The organism is Methylibium sp. (assembly GCF_035762065.1).
Taxonomy (GTDB): Bacteria; Pseudomonadota; Gammaproteobacteria; order Burkholderiales; family Burkholderiaceae_C; genus Methylibium.
On sequence record NZ_DASTPW010000043.1, the window covers coordinates 34,606 to 53,364 of the forward strand.

An 18,759-nucleotide genomic window follows, 5' to 3' on the forward strand; every position below is an offset into this window, starting at 1 on the left:
AGACCGGCATGGAGATGTCGACGATGAGCGCCTGCCTTGCCGCACTGGCCCTGGCCACCGTCGTGGCCTGCGGCGGCGACGACGACGCGCCGCCGGCGCCGGCGCCCGCCTTCCAGGTGAAGGTGATCGGCTTCAACGACTACCACGGCAACCTGCAGTCGCCCGGCAGCTTCGGCACGAGCACCGCGGTGCCGAGCGCGCAGCGGCCGGCGGTCGGCGGCGCCGAGTACCTGGCCGGCCATGTCGCGAAGCTGAAAGCGCAGAACCCGAACCACGTGGTGGTCGGTGCCGGCGATCTGGTCGGCGCGACGCCGCTCATCTCCTCGCTGTTCTTCGACGAGCCCTCGGTCGAGACGCTGAACCGCATCGGCCTCGAATTCAGCTCGGTCGGCAACCACGAGTTCGACAAGGGCGCGGCCGAGCTGCTGCGCCTGCAGAACGGCGGCTGTAAGCAGACGGCCGGCGCGAACGATCCGAACAGCTGCCGCGGCGCGGCGGTCGGCACGCCCGTGCCCTTCGAGGGCGCGAAGTTCAAGTGGCTGTCGGCCAACGTCGTCAGCACCGCGACCGGCCAGCCGCTGCTGCCGGCATTCGGCGTGAAACGCATCAACGGCGTCGACATCGCCTTCGTCGGCATGACGCTGCGGGCGACGCCGACGATCGTCACGCCCAGCGGCGTCGCCGGGCTCGAGTTCCGCGAGGAGGCCGCCACCGTCAACGCGCTGGTGCCGACGCTGAAGGCGCAGGGCATCGAGGCCGTCGTCGTGCTGATCCACGAGGGCGGCTTCCAGACCGGCAGCCTTGCCGACATCAACCAGTGCGAGGGCCAGCTCGCCGGCTCGGCCATCGCGGCGATCGTCGGCCGGCTCGACAACGCGGTCGATGCCGTGGTCAGCGGCCACACCCATTCGGCCTACAACTGCCGGCTGCCCAACGCGAGCGGCCGCGCGATCCCGGTCACCAGCTCGAGCGCCTTCGGCCGTGTCGTCACCGACCTCGACCTGACGATCGACCCGGCGACGCGCGACGTGACGGCCGCCGCCGCGACCAACCGCCTCGTCGATCGCACCGACACGACGGTGACGCCGAACGCGCAGGTGCAGGCGCTCGTCGCGGCCTACGGCAACCTGGTCTCGCCGATCGCGAACCAGGTCATCGGCTCGATCACCGCCGAGCTGCCCAACAGCAACGCCGACGCCGCCTGCAACATGCTCGCGGGCAACCTGATCGCCGACGCGCAGCTCGCGGCCACCGCGCCGGCCGGCTTCGGCGACGCGGTCATCGCGTTCATGAACCGCGGCGGCGTGCGCACGCCGGGCTTCACCTTCGCGCAGAGCGTCGGCGAAGGCGACGGCAACGTCACCTACGGCGAAGCCTTCACGACGCAGCCGTTCGGCAACAGCCTGGTGACGCTGACGCTGACGACGCAGGACCTGAAGAACGTGCTCGAGCAGCAGTTCGCCGGCTGCCGCGGACAGTCGGCGACGGCCACGCGGATCATGCTGCCGAGCAAAGGCTTCAAGTACACCTGGGACGGCGCCCAGGCCTGCGACGCACGCATCCGCAACGTGACGCTGACGCGCGGCGCGACGACCGAGACGCTGGTCGACGCGGCCGGCGTGGTGCAGATGCCGACGCGCACCTGGCGCGTCACCGTCAACAACTTCATGGCCGACGGCGGCGACGGCTACACCAGCTTCCTGAACGGCACGAACCGCCTGGGCGGTGCGCAGGACATCGACGCGCTGGTCGCCTACATGGCGCGCTACAAGGCGCCCGCCCCCGCGTACGCGCCGGGCACCGAGGCCGAGGACGCCGGCAGCGCACGCATCCAGCGCGTGGGCGGCAGCAGCTGCCCGGGCGGCGCGGCCACCAACCCTTGAATGCGCGGGCCGCGCCGCAGCGCCGCGGCCCGCGCCGCCGCGGGCTGCTGATCGCCGCGGCCCTGGCGGGCAGCGGCGCGGCGCGCGCCGGCGCGCCGGGCGACCGCGCCACTCAGGTGATGGAGCGCTGGCGTGCGCTCGCCGCTTCGGCGCCGCACGCCGCGGCCGCATCGCCCGCGCACGACGCCGAGCGCGAGGCGCTGCTGGCCTCCGGCGAACGCGCCCTCGCTGCCGGCGATGCCGAGTCGGCGCTGCGCCACTTCGAGCTCGCCGCGCAGAAGGCGCATGCGGCGGACACCGAGATGTCGCTGGTGGCGCCTGGATGCAGCAGGGCGAATACCGCCGCGCGATCGCCTTCGTCGCGCACACCGCGCAGGCGCACCGGCAAGTGGTCGGCGGCGCGCTGCTGTACGCCTGGCTGCTGTCGCGCGGCGCGCAGGACGTGCAGGCGCTGCGCATGCTCGACGGCGCGGCCGGGATCGATCCGGACGCCGCGCCGATCGCCCGCGTGCGCGAGCTGATCGGCCCGTCGTCCGCCTTGCCCGCCGGTGCCCTGCTCGCGCCGCCGCTGCGGCTTGCGCCGTATGCGAGCGGCGTGACCGTGCCCCGTTCGGCGCGCGTCGCCGGCTCGGCCGTGCTGCTCGAAGGCGGCCGCCAGGCCCTGACCGCGGCGGCGGCCCTGCGCGGAACGCGCGAGCTCTGGCTGCGCAACGGGCTGGGGCAGACGGCGAAGGGCCGGGTGGTCGAGCCGGGCCCCGGCGGGTCGACGGTGGCGCTGATCGAGCTCGCGACCGCGTTGCCCGCAGGCGGCGCGGCCAGCGCGCCGCGCGACCCCTTCCCGGGCAGCCCCGGCAGCGTGCTCGTGCACCGCCCGGATCCCACCGGCGCCGCGGCCTGGCCGCGCCTGCACGCCGGCTTCCACGGCATGCCCGACGGGGCCTCGGCGGGCGTTCGCCGCCTGGGCATCGACGTGCCAGGGCCGGCCGCGGTGCAGGGCGCGGCCGTCTTCGATGCCGGCGGGCGCTGGGCCGGCGTCGCGCTGACGCCCGCGGACGGCGCGGCGCGCGTGGTGATGCGCTCGGCGCTTCAGTCCCTGTGGCCGCGGCTGTTCCCGGCGCCGCTGCGCGCCGGGCCCGACGCGCCCGTGGCGCCGAGCGCGGGCTTCGACGAAACCTACGAGCGCGGCCTGCGCATCGGCTTGCAGCTGATCGTGCGGTCCTGAGGGCAGGGCGCTCGCGCGCTGCCGGGCCGCGGCGTGATCGGGCCGATGGCGCCTACGGCGCCTGCAGGGCCGCCGTCGCGCGCCGGCGCGAACCCGACAGCGCGTAGAGCACCGCGCCGGCGGCCAGCAGCGCTCCAGCGCGCAGCCAGGCTCCCGCCGACTGCTGCGTGAGCAGCAGCGCACAGGAAGCCAGCGCCAGCACGGGCAGCACCGTCGGCGCACGGAAATGCGGGCGGGTCACCCCGTCGCGGCGCAGCACGAGCACCGCGAGGTTGGTGCTGATGAAGACAAACAGCAGCAGCAGCACGACCGTCTCGGCGAGCGCCGTAAGCGTGCCGGTCAGCGTCAGCAGCATCGCGACCAGCGTGGTGGCGACGATCGCGACCCACGGCGTGCGCCGCCCCGGCAGCACGCGGCCGAAGATCGACGGCACCAGCCCTTCCTCGGCCATGCCGTAGGCCTGCCGGCTGGCCATGATCATCGTGAGCAGCGCGCCGTTGGCCACCGCGATCAAGGCGACGACGCCGAACAGCACCGGCGGCACGCCGTAGCCCGTCGCGCGCACCACATCGAGCAGCGGCGCCGACGATGCGGCCAGCTCCGCGGGACTCAGCACCGCGGTGGCCGCGACCGCCACCGCGACGTAGATCGCGCCGGCCACCAGCAAGGCGCCGAACAGCGCTCGCGGATAGACGCGCCGCACGTCGCGCACCTCCTCGGCCATGTTGGCCGAGGTTTCGAAGCCGACGAACGAATAGAACGCGATCAGCGCCGCGCCGAGGATCGCGCTGCCCGGCGAGACGCCGCTGCGGAACTCGGTGAGCCGCTCGGTCGTGCCCTGGCCGCCGAGCACGAAGGCCAGCGCCAGGCCCACCACCAGCAGCAGCCCGGCCACTTCGATCAGCGTCATCACGACGTTGGCGCCGAGCGACTCGCGTATGCCCCGCGCGTTCAGCAGCGCGATCGCGGCGAGGAAGGCCAGCGCCGCCGGCAGCGGCGGCACGTCGACCAGCGGGCTCAGGTAGTCGCCGGCGAAGGCGAGCGCGAGCCCGGCGGCGCTGGTGACGCCCGCGGCGACCATCGAGAAGCCGACGAGGAACGAGACCTGCGGCAACCGGAAGGCACGCGCTGCGAACACCGTCGAGCCGCCGGCGCGCGGGTACTTGGTGACCAGCTCGGCATACGAGGCCGCGGTGAGCAGCGCGAGCACCAGTGAGAGCAGCAACGGCGCCCAGGTCGCGCCGCCCACCTCGCCGGCGATCTTGCCGACCAGCGCGTAGACGCCGGCTCCGAGCACGTCGCCCAGGATGAACAGGAAGAGCAGCGGAGCGCCGATGACCCGCGCGAGGCGGGTCGGGTCGGCGTCGGCGTCGGCGTCTGCGCGCGGAGTCGGGGCGGCTGCCATCGGACGGCGGGCGGGCGTGGCGTCGCGGGGTGCCGGCTACTCCTGCGCCGCCTGCTGGTTGACGGCGGCCTCGGCGAGCTCGCTGACGAGCTCGTCGGCGCGGTACATGTCCTTGACCGCCGCCTTCAACTGCCGGTTGTCGTCGTCGAGCTTCAGCGCCTGCGAGAACGCGGCGGCCGTGCCGAAGCCGGTGATGCCGTAGTGCGTCATCCGCTGGTACTGGGCAATGATCGCGGCGTCGCGCACCGGGCCCTGGGCCGGCGCGTCCTCGAGCGTGTGCTTGATCGCTTCGGCGGCCAGCCCTTCCATGCCCTTGCAGTGTTCCTTGGCGACCTCCTCGCCCTGGTTGGCGATCAGCGCCTTGAGGAGGTCGGTATGGCTGGCGATGCCTTGCTGGGACTTTTCCAGCACCTGCTTGAGCTTGGGATGGCTCGCGCTCGCCGAGATTTTCTTCAGCACCTTGGCCATCTGGTCGTTGGCGGACCAGAGGTCCTTGAGCTCGTCGATGTAGAGGTCCGAGAGGTTGTCGATCTGTGACATGGGCGTACTCCGTGAAGGAAAGGGAACAAGGGCCGGCGGGCGGGCGCCGCGCCGGCTGCGTACAGCCCTCACGGCAAGCGGGGCGCCCGCGGCTCCGGCCACCGCCGCCGCGCCCGCGCGATGCCGGCCGTCAGCCGCGCGGACGGCCGACCGGCAGCTTCGCTTCGAGCTCGGCGGTGCTGCAGGTCGCGATCTGCAGCGCCTCGCGACAGTGCCTGAGCGCGGCCTCGGTGCGGGCGTCGTCGAGCGCCGCCACCGCGTCGCCGGCGACGATGACCTCCCGCTCGCGCTGCTTGGCGTCCATCGCGGTGGCCATCACGCACTGGTCGGCGGTCACGCCGGTCAGCACGAGCCGAAGGCTGCCGAGGTGGTCGAGCAGCAGCTCCAGCGGCGTCGCGTAGAAGGCCGAGTGCTTGGGCTTGAGCACAAAGTAGTCGTCGTCGGCTGGCTTCAGCCGCTCGACGAGCCGGGCCTGCGCCGCCCCGGCGCCGGCCGCGGCCGCCAGCAGATGCTTGAAGTCCGAACGCCACTGGCCGTGGTTGTCGTTCACGTAGACCACCGGCAGTCCGGCGCGGCGAAAGCCCGCGGCGAGCCGCGCGATGCGCGGCGCGATCGCCTGCGCGCGGGCGAGCATCGCCGCGCCGTCCGGGAACTGCCAGGTGCCGATCATGTCGACGATCAGCAGCGCGGCATCGTCGAGCGCCTGAGCCATGCCGGCCTTACGGCAAACGCGACGCCCGGCCCCGGCCGTCAGGCCTTACCGTTGCGGCCTCGCCGCACGCGCCCCGCTGCCCCGCCATGCCCCAGCTGCTGATCCTCAACGGCCCCAACCTCAACCTGCTCGGCCGCCGCGAGCCTTCGGTCTACGGCGCACAGACGCTGGCCGACGTCGAGGCGCTGTGCCGCGACACCGCCGTGCGCCTCGGCCACACGGTCGAGTGCCGGCAGAGCAACCACGAGGGCGAGCTGATCGACGCGATCCACGCCGCCGCCGCCGCGCATGCCGCCGGCACGCTGATCGGCGTGGTGCTCAACGCGGGCGCCTACACGCACAGCTCGGTCGCGCTGCACGACGCGATCAAGGGCGTCGCGGTGCCGGTGGTGGAGGTGCACATCTCGAACGTGCATGCGCGCGAGGCGTTCCGGCACCACTCCTACCTCTCGCCGGTGGCCGCCGGCATCGTCGTGGGCTTCGGCATCGACGGCTACCGGCTCGCCATCGAGGGCTTGGCCCGGCGCGCCGGCGGCGCCTGAGTCGGCCGCCTTCGCAGATCTTTACCGGCGGCCCAAGCACGCTTCACCGCTGCGGCCGACGATGCCTCCAGCCTGATCGAAGGCGAAGGAAAGGATCTCCGATGAATGGACTGAATCTCTCCCTGCCGCGCACGCGGGTGTTCGTGATGGCGACGCTGCTGGCGCTCGCCAGCGCGTTCAGCCTGAGCGCCTGGGCGCGCCCCGGCCACGGCGGCCACGAAGGCGGCGGCTTCATGATGGGCTCGCCGCGCATGCTGGAGCGCGTGTTCGACGAGGTGAACGCGACCGACGCACAGCGCACCCAGCTGCGCCAGATCGCTCAGGCGGCGCGCGACGACCTGAAGACGATCCGCCAGTCCGGCCGCGAACTGCGCGAGCGCCAGCTGCAGCTGTTCTCCCAGCCGACGGTCGACGCCAACGCCGCCGAGACGCTGCGCCAGCAGATGCTCGCGCAGCACGACCAGGCATCGCGGCGGATGCTGCAGGCGATGCTCGACGCGAGCCGCGTGCTCAGCCCGGAGCAGCGCGCCAAGCTGGCCGAGAAAATGAAGGCGCGGCACGACATGATGAATCGCCACATGCAGGAACGCCGGCAGCTCGAAACGCCGAAGGGTTGACCGACCGATGACCGCCGCCCGCCTGCTGCTGATCGACGACGACGCCCGCCTCACCGGCATGCTCGGCGACTACCTGCGCCAGGCGGGCTACGAGGTGGAGACCGCCGGCTCGCTGGCCGCGGGCCGGCAGCGGCTCGACCGCGGCACGCCGGTCGATGCGCTGGTGCTCGATCTGATGCTCCCCGACGGCGATGGCCTCGACCTCTGCCGCGAGCTGCGCGCCTCGCCGCGCCACCGCGCGCTGCCGCTGCTGATGCTCACCGCCCGCGGCGAGCCGCTCGACCGCATCGTCGGGCTCGAGATCGGTGCCGACGACTACCTGCCCAAGCCTTTCGAGCCGCGCGAGATGCTCGCGCGCGTGAAGGCGCTGCTGCGCCGTGCCCAGCCGCAGGCCGCCGACGACGACGTGCTGCGCTTCGGCCGGCTCGAGATCGACCCCGGCGGGCGCCAGGCGCGCCTCGAAGGCAGGCCCTGCGACCTCACCAGCTACCAGTTCGACCTGCTGCTGGTGCTGGCCCGCGCGCCGGGCCGCGTGCTCACGCGCGACCAGATCATGGATGCGCTCAAGGGCCATGCGCTCGAGGCCTTCGACCGCTCGATCGACGTGCACGTCTCGCGCATCCGCGCGGTGATCGAGGACGACCCGAAGGTGCCGCGCCGCATCCTCACCGTACGCGGCGCCGGCTACGTGTTCGCGCGCAAGCAGGACGCCGAGTCGTGAGCCGAGGCGCTCGGGCGCGACCGGGCGGCGCATGAAGACGCTGTACCTGCGCATCTGGCTCACCGTCGTCGCGGCGCTGCTGCTGTTCGCGCTGGTCTCCGGCTGGCTGGTCCAGCGCAACATCGAGCACGAGCGCGCACGCTACGCGGCCGCGACCAGCGATCGCCTCGCCGCCTGGGCCGAGCTGCTGCAAGGCGCGCTGCCGCCGCCGGAGGCCGACGAGGCCGAGCAGCGCCGCGAGCTGCTCGAATGGTCGGCGCGGCTGCGGCTCGCGCTGGCGCTGGAAGACGTCGCCGGCAAGCGCATCGCGACCGCACCGATGTACGCGCGGCTCACCGGCGAGCCGCCCGATGCGAGCGCCGCCGAGGCGCCGCCCGACGCCGTCGATCCCGCCGGCCGCGCCGCGCCGCCCGCCGAGGATCGCCCGCTGCGCTCGCTGAACCCCGGCGAACGGCGCACGCCGCAGCGCGTCGCGATGAGCGACGGCCGCACGCTGCTCGTGGTGCGCGGCGGCGGCCCGCGGCGGCCCGACGGCGGGGGGCGCGGCCTGCCCGAGTCGCCGCCCTTCTTCATGCGCGGCATCGGGGTCGTGATCACGCTGGGCGTGCTGTTCGTCGCGGTCGCCGCCGGCGCCTACCCGGTCGTGCGCCGGCTCACGCGCCGGCTCGAAGCGCTGAAGCAGGGCGTCGAGGACTTCGGCGCCGGCGAGCTGACGCGCCGCGTCGACGCCTCGGGCCGCGACGAGGTCGCCGCGGTCGCCGCCAGCTTCAACGCGGCGGCCGAACGGGTGCAGACGCTGCTCGCCTCGCACCGCTCGCTGCTCGCCAATGCCAGCCACGAACTGCGCTCGCCGCTGGCGCGCCTGAAGATGGCGCTGGCGATGCTGGAGACGGCGCCCGCCGCGCAGCAGCCGCGGCTCAAGCAGGAGATCGAGCGCAACATCGGCGAGCTCGACGCGCTGGTCGAGGAGGTGCTGCTCGCGAGCCGGCTCGACGCGCGCCAGAACCTGAGCGCCCAGGCCGCCGAGGCGCCGCGCGATCCCGTCGATCTGCTCGCGCTCGCGGCCGAGGAAGCGGCCCGCGTCGACGCGCTGCTCGAAGCGCCCGACGCCCGGCTGCCCGCGACGCTGCCCGGCGACGAGCGCCTGCTGCGCCGCGCGCTGCGCAACCTGCTCGAGAACGCGCGCCGCTACGGCGGCAGCGAGGCGCCGGTGCTGCAACTGCAGCGCGCCGGCGAACGTGCCGAGATCCGCGTGCACGACCGTGGCCCCGGCGTGCCCGAGGACCAGCGCGAGCGCATCTTCGAGCCCTTCTACCGGTTGCCGGGACATGCCGAGCACGAAGGCGGCGTCGGCCTGGGCCTGAGCCTCGTGCGCCAGATCGCGCGCCACCACGGCGGCGCGGTCTGGTGCGAGCCGCGCGAGCACGGCGGCAGCTGCTTCGTGCTGGCGCTGCCGCTGCGTGCCGCCGGCTGAGCCGGCCGGCGACGCCTCGATCGGCCGGGCCGCGGGGGCGTCGTCGGCGCGGCTGGCCGAGGCAGTCGCGCTCGATGCGCGGCGGAGGCGGCCTCAGGGCGCGATGCCCTGCGCGTAGCCCGGCGACATCCCCTGCGCCATGCCCTGCGCCCCGCGCTGCGGCGGCGCCATGCCGATGTAGCGGCGGAATTCCTCGGCGTAGCGCGCCGCGAGCTTGTCGTGCGCGCCCTTGTCGAGCTTGTCCTGCAAGTCGCAGAACCAGTTCTTCTCTTCCTCGTACACGTGGTGCAGCACCGCGCCGCGCAGGTGTTCGAGCTTGTCGAGGTAATCCTGGCTCATCGGGTCGAGCTCGTCGAGGCCGGCGAGCTGCACCTTCGCTGCGCTCTGCTCGGTGTAGGCCGAGGTGGCATGCGCCTTTTCGCCGTTGAGCGCGAGCGCCGGGTAGATCACCGCCTCCTCGGCGAGCGAGTGGCCGGTCAGCAGCACCGCCAGCTGCTTCTGCGCGCCGCGGCGGCTGGTCGCGTCGCTCGCGTTGCGCACCGCGGCGAAGCTGTCCTCGATCTGCAGGTGGTGGTCGAGCACGGCTTCGAGCCAGCCGCCGGGAACGGCCTTTTCGCGCGCCTTCGCACGGGCCTCGGCGCGGGCGGCTTCGCTTTCGGGTGGGGTGACGGCGGCGATCACTTTGTCGAGCATGGTCATGGCGGGGTCCTTTCCTGTGGCCTGGCTGCGCGCGCGAGACGGCGCGTTCCTCTCTCTGGCAACGCCCATTCCCGCGTGAGCCGGCCGTCCGGGTCGCAGCGGCGGTTGCCCATGCGCCTTCCGGCTTGACCCGGGAGGTCATCGACGCCTTGACCCCGGCGTCCCACACTGAGGCCATCAATTCCCGACCCATCCGAGGAGAAGTCCATGCCCGCCTTCGACGTCCTGCCGCTCGCCGTCGCCCTGCTGATCGGCCTCGCCGCGATCGGCTCCTGCCTCGGCATCGGGCTTTCGAGCAGCAAGTTCCTCGAGGCGGCGGCACGGCAGCCGGAGCTGATCGACACGCTGCAGACCAAGTACTTCCTGACCGCGGGCGTGACCGACGGTGCCTTCATCATCGCGACCGGCATCGGCCTGTGGTTCGCGACCGCGAACCCCTTCAAGGGATGAGCGCGCTCGCCGAGTCGGGCACCGCCAGGGTCGGCGAGCTGCTGCGCGGCTGGCGGGAGCGCAGGCGCCTGAGCCAGCTGAGCCTGGCGCTGGACGCCGGCGTCTCGACGCGGCACCTGAGCTGCGTCGAGACCGGCCGCGCGAAGCCGAGCGCCGAGCTGCTGCTCGCGCTGGCCGAGCAGCTGGGGCTGCCGCTGCGCGAGCGCAACCGGCTGCTGCTCGCCGCCGGCTTCGCGCCGCGCTTTTCCGAGACGCAGCTCGGCGCGCCGGGTCTGCAAGGCGTGCGCGCGGCGCTGCAACGGCTGCTCGACGCGCACCACCCCTATCCCGGCGTCGCGCTCGACCGGCACTGGAACGTCGTGCTCGCCAACGCGGCGGCGAAGACGCTGGTCGCGCAGCTGCCGGCTTTCCTTCAAGGGCCGCCGCTCAACGTGTTCCGCGCGAGCCTGCACCCCGAGGGCATGGCCGCATGGACGCTCAACTTCGCGGACTGGGGCCGCTACCTGATCGACGAACTGCAGCGCGTCGCCGCATCCAGCACCGACGCCGCGACGCTCGCGCTCGCCGCGGAGGTGATGGCCTGGCCGAACGTCGCGGCACTCGCTCGCGAGCCGCGGGAGCAGGGCGCGCCCGAGGACGCGCCCGCGCTGCTGATCCCCTGCGTGCTCGAACTCGGCGGCGTGCGGCTGTCGCTGTTCACTACGCTCGCGACCTTCGGCTCGCCGCGCGACGTGACGCTGGCCGAGCTGACCGTCGAGCTGTTCTACCCGGCCGACGCGGCGACCGAGGCGGCGTTGCGGGCCATGGGGTGAACCACGCCCGCAGGCTCAGGCGGCGCCGGGCGGCGTGCCGACGGCTGCGGCCTCGCTCGTCTCGGCCCCGCGCTCCGCATAGCGGTTGAACCGCCACGCGGTCCCCTCGTGCGTGATGCGCCGCCACACCGCGCGCTTCGCGCCGGGGCTCATCGCCGGCCAGTGCTGCACCTCGCCCTCGGTGCGGCCGCAGCCCTTGCACACCGAGTCGCCCTGGCTGGTCGAGCAGATCGCGATGCAGGGCGCGTCGGGCGTGGTCGCGTACCAGGCGAGCCAGGCGTCGCGGGCCTTTGGCGGCATCGTCGCCTCGTCGCACTGCGACTCGCGGTAGTAGACGAGCAGCGCGTACACCTCGGCCAGCGCGCGCACTTCGGGGCAGGCGCTGACGTTGTCGGGCGACGGCGAACGTTCGCGCCACCAGTTGATGGCGGATTCGATGTCGTTGATGTGGATGCCGGCCATGGTCGGCACGAGGTCGTCGCGCTTCACGGCGCCGGTTCGGCCGCGACGAGCGCGGCCAGCGCCGCCTCGACGCGCTGCGCATCGACGCCCGCGCCGCGCCGCACCGGCGCGCCGGCCAGCGCCGCGGCGCCTTCGGCTTTCAGCCGCTTGACCCAGGCGCCGGCCTCACGGCCTTCGGCGAAGCCGTCGCTTTGCAGCAGCGTCTGCCCGGCGGCATCGACGAGCTTGAAATGGAAGCGGCCGTCGGTCTCGCGGTACTGCTTGAAGTTCGCGAGCGCGACCGGGCCGTCCTTCGCCGCGGCCGGCCTCGCGATCGACGCCGGCACCGCCAGCATCGGCCGCAGGCCCACGGCCCGCCGCAGGCTTTCGAGGAAGGGCTTCGCGACCGCGCGCGCCTTCTGGGCGCCGGCCTGCAGCGTTTCCTCGATGCGCTCGGGGTGGCTCATCAATTCGTCGTAGCGCGCGCGCATCGGCGCGAGCTCGCGATCGATCTGCTCGACGAGCCTGTGCTTCGCATCGCCCCAGCCGAGCCCGGCGCGCAGCTCGGCGCGGAAGGCCGCGCGCTCGTCGGCGCTCGCGAACGCATCGAAGATCGCGACGAGCGCCGTGCCCTCCGGCTCCTTCGGCTCGCCGGGCAGCCTGGAGTCGGTGACGATGCGCGCCACGGCGTCGCGCAGGCCCTTCGCGCCGCCCTCGAACAGCGGCACGATGTTGTCGTAGCTCTTGCTCATCTTGCGGCCGTCGAGGCCCGGCAGCAGCTCGACCTCGGCCTCCACCTCGGCCTGCGGCAGCACGAACAGATCGTGGCCCTGGCCGTACTGGTGGTTGAAGCGCTGCGCGAGGTCGCGCGCCATCTCGATGTGCTGGACTTGGTCCTTGCCGACCGGCACGCGGTGCGCGTTGAACAGCAGGATGTCGGCCGCCATCAGGATCGGGTAGCTGTACAGCCCCATCGAGATGCCGGCGTCGGCGTCTTCGCCCGCCGCCAGGTTCGCGTCGAGCGCCGCCTTGTAGGCATGCGCGCGGTTCATCTGGCCCTTCGCGGTGACGCAGGTCAGCAGCCAGGTCAGCTCGGGCGTCTCAGGGATGTCGCTTTGCCGGTAGAAGGCCACGCGCTGCGGATCGAGCCCGCAAGCCAGCCAGGTCGCGGCCAGCTCAAGCCGCGAGCGCTCGATGCGATCGGGCTCGTCGCACTTGATCAACGCGTGGTAGTCGGCCAGGAAGAAGAAGCTCTGCACGCCGGCCTCGCGGCTCGCGGCAATCGCCGGGCGGATCGCGCCGACGTAGTTGCCGAGGTGGGGCGTGCCGGTGGTGGTGATGCCGGTGAGGACGCGGGCTTTCATGGGGCGTGTGCGATGAAGAAAAGCCATTCTAGGAAGGGGTCGTGGCCGGGTTGTTGTTCGTTTATGCCGTCGCGGCTTCGCTCGAACGCCTGTTCCCGCAGCGACTGCCAGCAGAGTTCGAGCGTTCAGCACGCTTCAGTACCGACTCACCGCCGCCGTCGTGAACATCCGCAACTTCTTGTCGGGTCGGCTGTTCGATCCGCCGTCGCCCGAAAACACGCGGTCCAACTCTCCTCGCAAGCCGACCTTGCGGCGTTCGCCCTCCTCGGCCCATGACCTGTCGGCGCGCTCGAGCTCGAACGACGACAGCACGAGCGATGCGAGCAGTTCGCCGCGTTCTTACACGTCGGGTACCTGGCGTCTCGACGCGATGAAGCGAAGCCGCGAAAGCACCAGTCCTGAAGCGGCCGAATCAAGCCGCCGCCGCGTGGCGAGCGAGAACGTCCGCGACGACTCGCCGGTGCGCGAAGCGCATGTGGCGTCCACGCGCAGCCGTTCAGTCTCGCCAGAACCCAGCTCGCCCGCGGCGCGCGAGCTTTCAGTGGCGGAAATGGACGAGCGCTACCCGCCGCCGTCGCTCGCCAACCCGTTGGCGCGGCCCCGCCTGCTCGAAGCCGATGTCGAGGCGATGCTGCCGAGCGCCGTCGAATGGGTTCAGGAACGGGAGGCGTACGCCGAGGAACACGGCCGTGCCTTGGTGGGGCCCGAGCTGGACTGGGCACGCGAGGCCGGTGTGAACGACTTGGCTTCAGTGCGCATCGTCGTCGGCGAGCTGCCGACGCCGTCCGATTCGACGCTTGACCGCTCCTTCCGCGCGCTCGGCCTGGACCCGCAGCGCCTGGCCGCCCTAACCCTGGGGCACACGGTTTTCATCAACGACTGGGTGACGCGCCAGTTCGAAACCGTGCTTACCCACGAGCTGCGCCATGTCAAGCAGCGCGAGGATGCCGGCTCGGTCGAAGCCTATCTGCGTGCCTACGTCAGCCAGGTCAGCCGCTTCGGCTACCAGGGCGCGGGTCTCGAGTTCGACGCATACAGGCACCAGCACTGAGCACAGCCGCAGGCGACTTCTACACTCGTCGCCGATGAAACGCCTCGTGATCCTGATCTCCGGCCGTGGCTCGAACCTGCCGTCGATCTTCGAGGCCTGCGAGCGCGAGTGCTGGCCGGCGCAGATCGTCGGAGTCATCGGCAACCGCCCGGGCGCCGCCGGGCTCGACGTGGCGCGTGCTCACGGCATCGCGCCGCAGGTCGTCGACCACAAGCTCTTCGCGAGCCGCGAGGCCTTCGATGCGGCGCTGGCCGAAGCGATCGACGCGCACCGGCCCGACCTCGTCGTGCTCGCCGGCTTCATGCGCGTGCTGACCGCTGGCTTCGTCGAGCGCTACGCCGGGCGGATGGTGAACATCCATCCGTCGCTGCTGCCGGCCTTCACCGGCCTGCACACGCACCGGCGCGCGATCGAGGCCGGCTGCAAGCTCGCCGGCGCGACGGTGCACTACGTGACGCCGGAGCTGGACTTCGGGCCCATCGTCGCGCAGGCGGCGGTGCCGGTGGAGCCGGGCGACGACGAGGCGGCGCTCGCCGCGCGCGTGCTCGACGCGGAACGGCGGCTCTACCCGACGGCGCTGCGCTGGATCGTGCGCGAGCGCGTGTCGATCGACGCGGCCAGCGGCCTCGTCACGCAGCTCGACGGCGAGCCGCAGTGGCTGCGTTGAGCGCTGGGGCGACGTCGAGCGGCCGGTCGAGCCGGTAGACGAGGTGCCGGCGGTCGTCGGCCGGGTTGTCGGGGGCCATGTCGCCGGCCGCGACCCGCGCGAAGCCGGCGCTCGCGAGCGTGCGCCATGACGCCGGGTTGTCGGCATGCGTCGCGACGACGACGCACACCGCTTCAATGTCGTCCTGCCAGAGCTTCCCGACGAAGCGTTCGACCATCGCGCGGCCCCAGCCGCGGCCGATCAAGGACGGCGGACCGATCAGGTAGTCGATCCCCCATGCGCCGGGCGGGATCGGCGCCAGCGCCGCCAGCTCGTCCCGGTAGTCCGGATACGCGGCGAGCCGGTAGCGCTGCACGAAGCCGAGCGCCTGTTCTTCGACGCAGGCGACGAACACCTCGGCCGGCTCGCTGCCGTCGATGCAGCCGCCGTAGTCGGCCTCGAGCCCGGCCGGCGTCGCGTCGTCGGCCCACCAGCGCGCGATGTGCGGCTCGACGAGCCAGCCGGCCAGCGTCGGGAAGTCGTCGCGGCGCAACGGCCGGAAGTCGATCGACGGGGCCGGCGCCTTGCTTCGCGTCATCGGCTCAGCGCACCACCAGCACCGGCACCGCGGTGTGCGTCAGCACCTTCTGTGTCTGGCTGCCGAGCAGCATCGCGCGCACACCGCGGCGACCGTGCGAGGCCATCACGATCACATCGCAGCCACGCTGCGTCGCGTGGCCGATGATGGCTTCGTAGGGATGCGCGGCCTCGGTGACGTGGACGCTGCAGGCGATGCCGGCGCTCTCGCAGGCGAGCGCGATCGCCTGCACGCGCTGCGTCGCGATGCGCTGCTGCGTTTCGCGGAAGTCGACCGGCGGCGGCGGATCCACCTCGCCGATCACGCCATATTGGAAAGGCTCGACCGCGGCGAGCGCCTCGATCTGCGCGCCGAGCGGCTTCGCGAGGCCGATCGCGGCGGCGATCGCCTTCTCGGTGATCGGGCTGCCGTCGGTGGGAACCAGGATGCGTCGGTACATGAGGCGCTCCGCGGGGTCCGGGTGAGCGGACCTTGCGCCGCGTTCACGCGGCCGTCAAGGGTGGTTCGACGCGCGTGCCGCGTCAGCCGATCGCGATCGGCCGCGTCGCGTCGGCGCACCACTCGCTCCACGAGCCGGGGTAGAGCGCCGAGCCCGCGAGGCCCGCGGCGTCCATCGCCAGCAGGTTGTGGCAGGCGGTGACGCCGGAGCCGCACTGGTGCACGACGTCGGCGGCCGGCGCGCCGCCAAGCAGCGGCACGAACGCCGCGCGCAAGGCGTCGGGCGGCAGGAAGCGGCCCTGCGCGTCGAGGTTGTCCTTGAACGGCCGGTTCAGCGCGCCGGGAATGTGGCCGGCGATCGGGTCAAGCGGCTCGACCTCACCGCGGAAGCGCTCCGGCGCGCGCGCGTCGATCAGGCGCAGCGTGCCGAGCCGGGCGCCGAGCGCGTCGGCGTCGATGCTGGCGACGAGCGAAGCGCCCGCCGGGTAGGGCGCGGCGGGCGTCGGCGCCGGCGGCGGCTCGCTGCTCAGCGGGTGGCCGGCGGCCGTCCAGGCGGCGACGCCGCCGTCGAGCACCGCGACTTCGGCGTGGCCCAGCCAGCGCAGCATCCACCACGCGCGCGCGGCGTAGACGCCGCCCTGGCGGTCATGGACGACGACCGCGGTGGCCGGCCCGACGCCGAAGCGGCCGAGGGTCGCGGCGAAGGCCTCGCGCGCGGGCAGCGGGTGGCGGCCGCGGAAGCGACCGTCGGGCGCCGGCGCGTGGTCGGCCAGGTCGCGATCGAGATGCAGGTACAGCGCGCCGGGCAGGTGGCCCGCCGCCCAGGCGCGCTCGCCGGCGGCAGGGTCGGCGAGGTCGAAGGAGGCGTCGAGCAGCGTCGTCGGCGCGCCCGAGGCGAGGCGCTCGGCGAGCGTCGCGGCATCGATCAAGGGCTTCGGCAGGGGCGGGTTCATGCGGCTCAGCTCTCCAGCGTCGAGGTCTTGGCATCGGTGGGTGCGGCGCGGCTGCGCAATTGCGTCGCCGCGAGGCCGGCGGCGATCACCAGCGCGGTGCCGGCCAGCGCCATGGGTGTCACCGGGTCGTCGAACAGCAGCACGCCGAAACCGAAGGCGTAGGCGATCCCGAGGTACTGCAGGCTCGCGTTGACCAGCGTCCGGCCGATCGCATAGGCGCGGGTCATCATCAACTGCGCCGCGGTCGCGAAGATGCCGACGGCGAGCAGCGAGACGACGCCTTCGAACGTGTGCGTCGTCGAGAGGCCGGTGAACGGCAGCGTCGCGAGCCCGGCCGTCATGCCGCCGAGCGAGAAGTAGAAGACGACGCGCGGCTCCGGCTCGCCGACGCGACCGAGCGCGGTGACTTGCAGGTAGGCCAGCGCGGACAGCACGCCCGACAGCAGGCCGAGCAGGCCGTGCCAGAGCTGGTCGCGCTCGATCGTCGGCCGCAGGATCAGCGCCACGCCGACGAAGCCGACCAGCACCGTCGCGACGAGCCGCGCATCGATGCTGGAGCGGCCGAGCATCACCGCGCCGCCGATCAGGAACACCGCCATCCAGACCGAGGACATGTAGTTCAGCGTCATCGCGGTAGCCAGCGGCAGCCCGGCGATCGCGTAGAACCACAGGCCCAGCGCGGTGACGCCGACGGCCGAGCGCCAAAGGTGCATCGCCGGGACCGGCGTCGCAAGCGCGATGCCCCGCCGGCGCGCGAGCAGGGCCATCGCGACCGCGCCGACCAGGCCCCGGAAGAAGACGATCTCGCCGGTGGCGTAGTGGCTCGACGCGAACTTGACGCCCACGCCCATCGCGGCGAACAACAACGTGGCCAGCGCCATCAGCACCGGCGCCGGCAGGCCGGCGGGCGCGGCGTGGTTCAGCGCAGGTCCGGGGACATCCGCCGCCTCACGCCTTCGCCGTGCCTTGGCCTGCGCACCGGCTCATGGATCGGCGATACCACTCGTGGAAGTGCTGCATGCCGTCTTCCATCGGGCTCTGGTAGGGGCCGTGCTCGTCGTCGCCGCGGCGCCAGAGCGCCTCGCGGCCGGCGTCCATGCGCAAGGCGATTTCATCGTCCTCGACGCAGGTCTCCATGTAGGCGGCCTGCTGCGCTTCGACGAACTCGCGCTCGAAGGCGGCGATCTCCTCCGGGTAGAAGAACTCGACGAGGTTGAGCGTCTTGCGCGGACCCTGCGGGTAGAGCGTCGAGACGACCAGCACGTGCGGGTACCACTCGACCATCACCGTCGGATGCAGCGTCAGCCAGATCGCGCCGTGCGCCGGCGGCGTGCCGCCGTGCTGGCTGGCGCGGAAGGCCTTCAGCGCCTCGTGCCAGCGGCGGTAGACGTCGGAGCCGGGCTTGCCCAGCGCCTCGTCGCCGTGCTTGGCGACGCCCACCGTCTGCACCGAGAACTCGCGGCCCATCTGCCAGCGCAGGTCGTCGCAGGCGACGAAGTTGCCGAGGCCCGGATGGAAGGGGCCGACGTGGTAGTCCTCGAGGTAGACCTCGATGAAGCTCTTCCAGTTGTAGTCGCAGTGATGCAGGTGCGCACGATCGAACACGTAGCCGCTGAAGTCGAGTTCGGGCGGCAGCGCGAGCGTGGCCAGTGCGGTCGCGACGTTCGCGCGGTCGGCGCCTCCCTCGAACAGCAGGCCGTTCCAGCGCTGCACCGGGTAGTTCTTGAGGTGCAGGCAGGGGTCGTCGGGGAAGTGCGGCGCGCCGACGAGGCGGCCGTGCAGGTCGTAGGTCCAGCGGTGCAGCGGGCAGACGACGTGCTGGCCGGTCTGGCCGCGGCCACGCAGCATCACCGCCTGGCGATGGCGGCAGACGTTCGAGACGAGCTCGATGCCGTCGGGCGTGTGCAGCAGTGCGCGGCCATCGCCTTCGTGCAGCAGCGCGTGGTAGTCGCCGACCTCGGGCACTGCGAGCGCGTGGCCCAGGTAGCGCGGGCCGGGCCGGATGATCAGCTCCTGCTCGCGGCGGTAGGTCTCCTCGTCGAAATAGCTCGACACGGGCAGCTGCGCATGGCTGCGCTCGAGGGCTTCGCGGGTGATGCTCAGGTCGGACATGATCCCCAGGCGGTCGGAAAACTTGAACCGGGACACCGGCGCAGCGACATGCCGCGCCACCGAGGAGGGTGGGAACCCG

At 72.7% G+C, this 18,759-nt stretch carries 21 protein-coding genes; 10 read left to right on the forward strand and 11 right to left on the reverse strand.

All coding sequences use genetic code 11. The features are described 5' to 3' along the window. Positions 1–8 precede the first annotated feature (8 nt). Entirely contained in the window at positions 9–1,883 is a 1,875-nt protein-coding gene (locus VFR90_RS11625; protein WP_326406299.1) for a bifunctional metallophosphatase/5'-nucleotidase, read from the forward strand. 322 nt (positions 1,884–2,205) lie between these two features. Next, the gene (locus tag VFR90_RS11630; protein ID WP_326406300.1) at positions 2,206–3,105 is read left to right on the forward strand and encodes a hypothetical protein; all 900 of its coding nucleotides are present in this window, start codon (positions 2,206–2,208) and stop codon (positions 3,103–3,105) included. 52 nt (positions 3,106–3,157) lie between these two features. On the opposite strand, the gene VFR90_RS11635 is transcribed toward VFR90_RS11630, so the two are convergent. From VFR90_RS11635 to VFR90_RS11645, 3 genes are all read right to left on the reverse strand, one after another. Beyond that, complete coding sequence (locus tag VFR90_RS11635) at positions 3,158–4,510, reverse strand: APC family permease (RefSeq protein ID WP_326406301.1); 1,353 nt, start codon at positions 4,508–4,510, stop codon at positions 3,158–3,160. Between the two features lie 36 nt (positions 4,511–4,546). Beyond that, on the reverse strand, positions 4,547–5,050 hold the full coding sequence (locus VFR90_RS11640; protein WP_326406302.1) for a YciE/YciF ferroxidase family protein: 504 nt from the start codon (positions 5,048–5,050) through the stop codon (positions 4,547–4,549). Between the two features lie 130 nt (positions 5,051–5,180). After that, the gene (locus tag VFR90_RS11645) at positions 5,181–5,762 is read right to left on the reverse strand and encodes a cysteine hydrolase family protein (protein ID WP_326406303.1); all 582 of its coding nucleotides are present in this window, start codon (positions 5,760–5,762) and stop codon (positions 5,181–5,183) included. Between the two features lie 86 nt (positions 5,763–5,848). Here VFR90_RS11645 and aroQ point away from each other — a divergent pair, with 86 nt between their 5' ends. From aroQ to VFR90_RS11665, 4 genes are all read left to right on the forward strand, one after another. Beyond that, on the forward strand, positions 5,849–6,304 hold the full coding sequence (gene aroQ / locus VFR90_RS11650; protein WP_326406304.1) for a type II 3-dehydroquinate dehydratase: 456 nt from the start codon (positions 5,849–5,851) through the stop codon (positions 6,302–6,304). Between the two features lie 101 nt (positions 6,305–6,405). Continuing rightward, entirely contained in the window at positions 6,406–6,921 is a 516-nt protein-coding gene (locus VFR90_RS11655) for a Spy/CpxP family protein refolding chaperone (RefSeq protein WP_326406305.1), read from the forward strand. Positions 6,922–6,928: 7 nt separating this feature from the next. Further along, positions 6,929–7,642 carry a winged helix-turn-helix domain-containing protein gene (locus tag VFR90_RS11660; protein WP_326406306.1) on the forward strand — a complete coding sequence of 238 codons (714 nt, stop codon included), beginning with the start codon at positions 6,929–6,931 and terminating at the stop codon, positions 7,640–7,642. A gap of 31 nt (positions 7,643–7,673) precedes the next feature. After that, positions 7,674–9,116, forward strand: a complete 1,443-nt coding sequence (locus tag VFR90_RS11665) for a sensor histidine kinase (RefSeq protein WP_326406307.1) — start codon at positions 7,674–7,676, stop codon at positions 9,114–9,116. 93 nt (positions 9,117–9,209) lie between these two features. On the opposite strand, the gene VFR90_RS11670 is transcribed toward VFR90_RS11665, so the two are convergent. After that, positions 9,210–9,815, reverse strand: coding sequence for a hemerythrin domain-containing protein (locus VFR90_RS11670; protein ID WP_326406308.1), 606 nt, complete (start codon positions 9,813–9,815; stop codon positions 9,210–9,212). A gap of 207 nt (positions 9,816–10,022) precedes the next feature. Between VFR90_RS11670 and atpE the strand changes: the two genes are divergently transcribed. Continuing rightward, positions 10,023–10,265: a F0F1 ATP synthase subunit C gene (gene atpE / locus VFR90_RS11675; protein WP_326406309.1), complete on the forward strand. Its 243-nt coding sequence runs from the start codon at positions 10,023–10,025 to the stop codon at positions 10,263–10,265. After that, complete coding sequence (locus VFR90_RS11680) at positions 10,262–11,077, forward strand: helix-turn-helix domain-containing protein (RefSeq protein ID WP_326406310.1); 816 nt, start codon at positions 10,262–10,264, stop codon at positions 11,075–11,077. Before atpE ends, VFR90_RS11680 begins: the two co-directional genes overlap by 4 nt. A 15-nt stretch (positions 11,078–11,092) precedes the next feature. Here VFR90_RS11680 and VFR90_RS11685 read toward each other — a convergent pair whose 3' ends face one another. After that, complete coding sequence (locus VFR90_RS11685) at positions 11,093–11,539, reverse strand: DUF3717 domain-containing protein (RefSeq protein WP_326406456.1); 447 nt, start codon at positions 11,537–11,539, stop codon at positions 11,093–11,095. Positions 11,540–11,562: 23 nt separating this feature from the next. After that, positions 11,563–12,882 carry a tryptophan--tRNA ligase gene (locus VFR90_RS11690; RefSeq protein ID WP_326406311.1) on the reverse strand — a complete coding sequence of 440 codons (1,320 nt, stop codon included), beginning with the start codon at positions 12,880–12,882 and terminating at the stop codon, positions 11,563–11,565. A gap of 160 nt (positions 12,883–13,042) precedes the next feature. On the opposite strand from VFR90_RS11690, the gene VFR90_RS11695 reads away from it, so the two are divergent. Together VFR90_RS11695 and purN are read left to right on the forward strand one after the other, a co-directional pair. After that, positions 13,043–13,933, forward strand: a complete 891-nt coding sequence (locus VFR90_RS11695) for a hypothetical protein (protein ID WP_326406312.1) — start codon at positions 13,043–13,045, stop codon at positions 13,931–13,933. 34 nt (positions 13,934–13,967) lie between these two features. Next, positions 13,968–14,600: a phosphoribosylglycinamide formyltransferase gene (gene purN, locus VFR90_RS11700; protein WP_326406313.1), complete on the forward strand. Its 633-nt coding sequence runs from the start codon at positions 13,968–13,970 to the stop codon at positions 14,598–14,600. Here the strand turns inward: purN and VFR90_RS11705 are convergent. From VFR90_RS11705 to put2H, 5 genes are all read right to left on the reverse strand, one after another. Next, on the reverse strand, positions 14,563–15,177 hold the full coding sequence (locus VFR90_RS11705) for a GNAT family N-acetyltransferase (RefSeq protein WP_326406314.1): 615 nt from the start codon (positions 15,175–15,177) through the stop codon (positions 14,563–14,565). The two genes, purN and VFR90_RS11705, sit on opposite strands and share 38 nt — an antisense overlap. A 4-nt stretch (positions 15,178–15,181) precedes the next feature. Next, on the reverse strand, positions 15,182–15,616 hold the full coding sequence (locus VFR90_RS11710) for a universal stress protein (RefSeq protein ID WP_326406315.1): 435 nt from the start codon (positions 15,614–15,616) through the stop codon (positions 15,182–15,184). A gap of 82 nt (positions 15,617–15,698) precedes the next feature. Continuing rightward, entirely contained in the window at positions 15,699–16,556 is an 858-nt protein-coding gene (locus VFR90_RS11715; RefSeq protein ID WP_326406457.1) for a sulfurtransferase, read from the reverse strand. A gap of 17 nt (positions 16,557–16,573) precedes the next feature. After that, positions 16,574–17,449 carry a DMT family transporter gene (locus tag VFR90_RS11720; protein ID WP_326406316.1) on the reverse strand — a complete coding sequence of 292 codons (876 nt, stop codon included), beginning with the start codon at positions 17,447–17,449 and terminating at the stop codon, positions 16,574–16,576. A gap of 67 nt (positions 17,450–17,516) precedes the next feature. Then, positions 17,517–18,680, reverse strand: coding sequence for a putrescine 2-hydroxylase Put2H (gene put2H / locus VFR90_RS11725; RefSeq protein WP_326406458.1), 1,164 nt, complete (start codon positions 18,678–18,680; stop codon positions 17,517–17,519). Between the last annotated feature and the right edge of the window lie 79 nt (positions 18,681–18,759).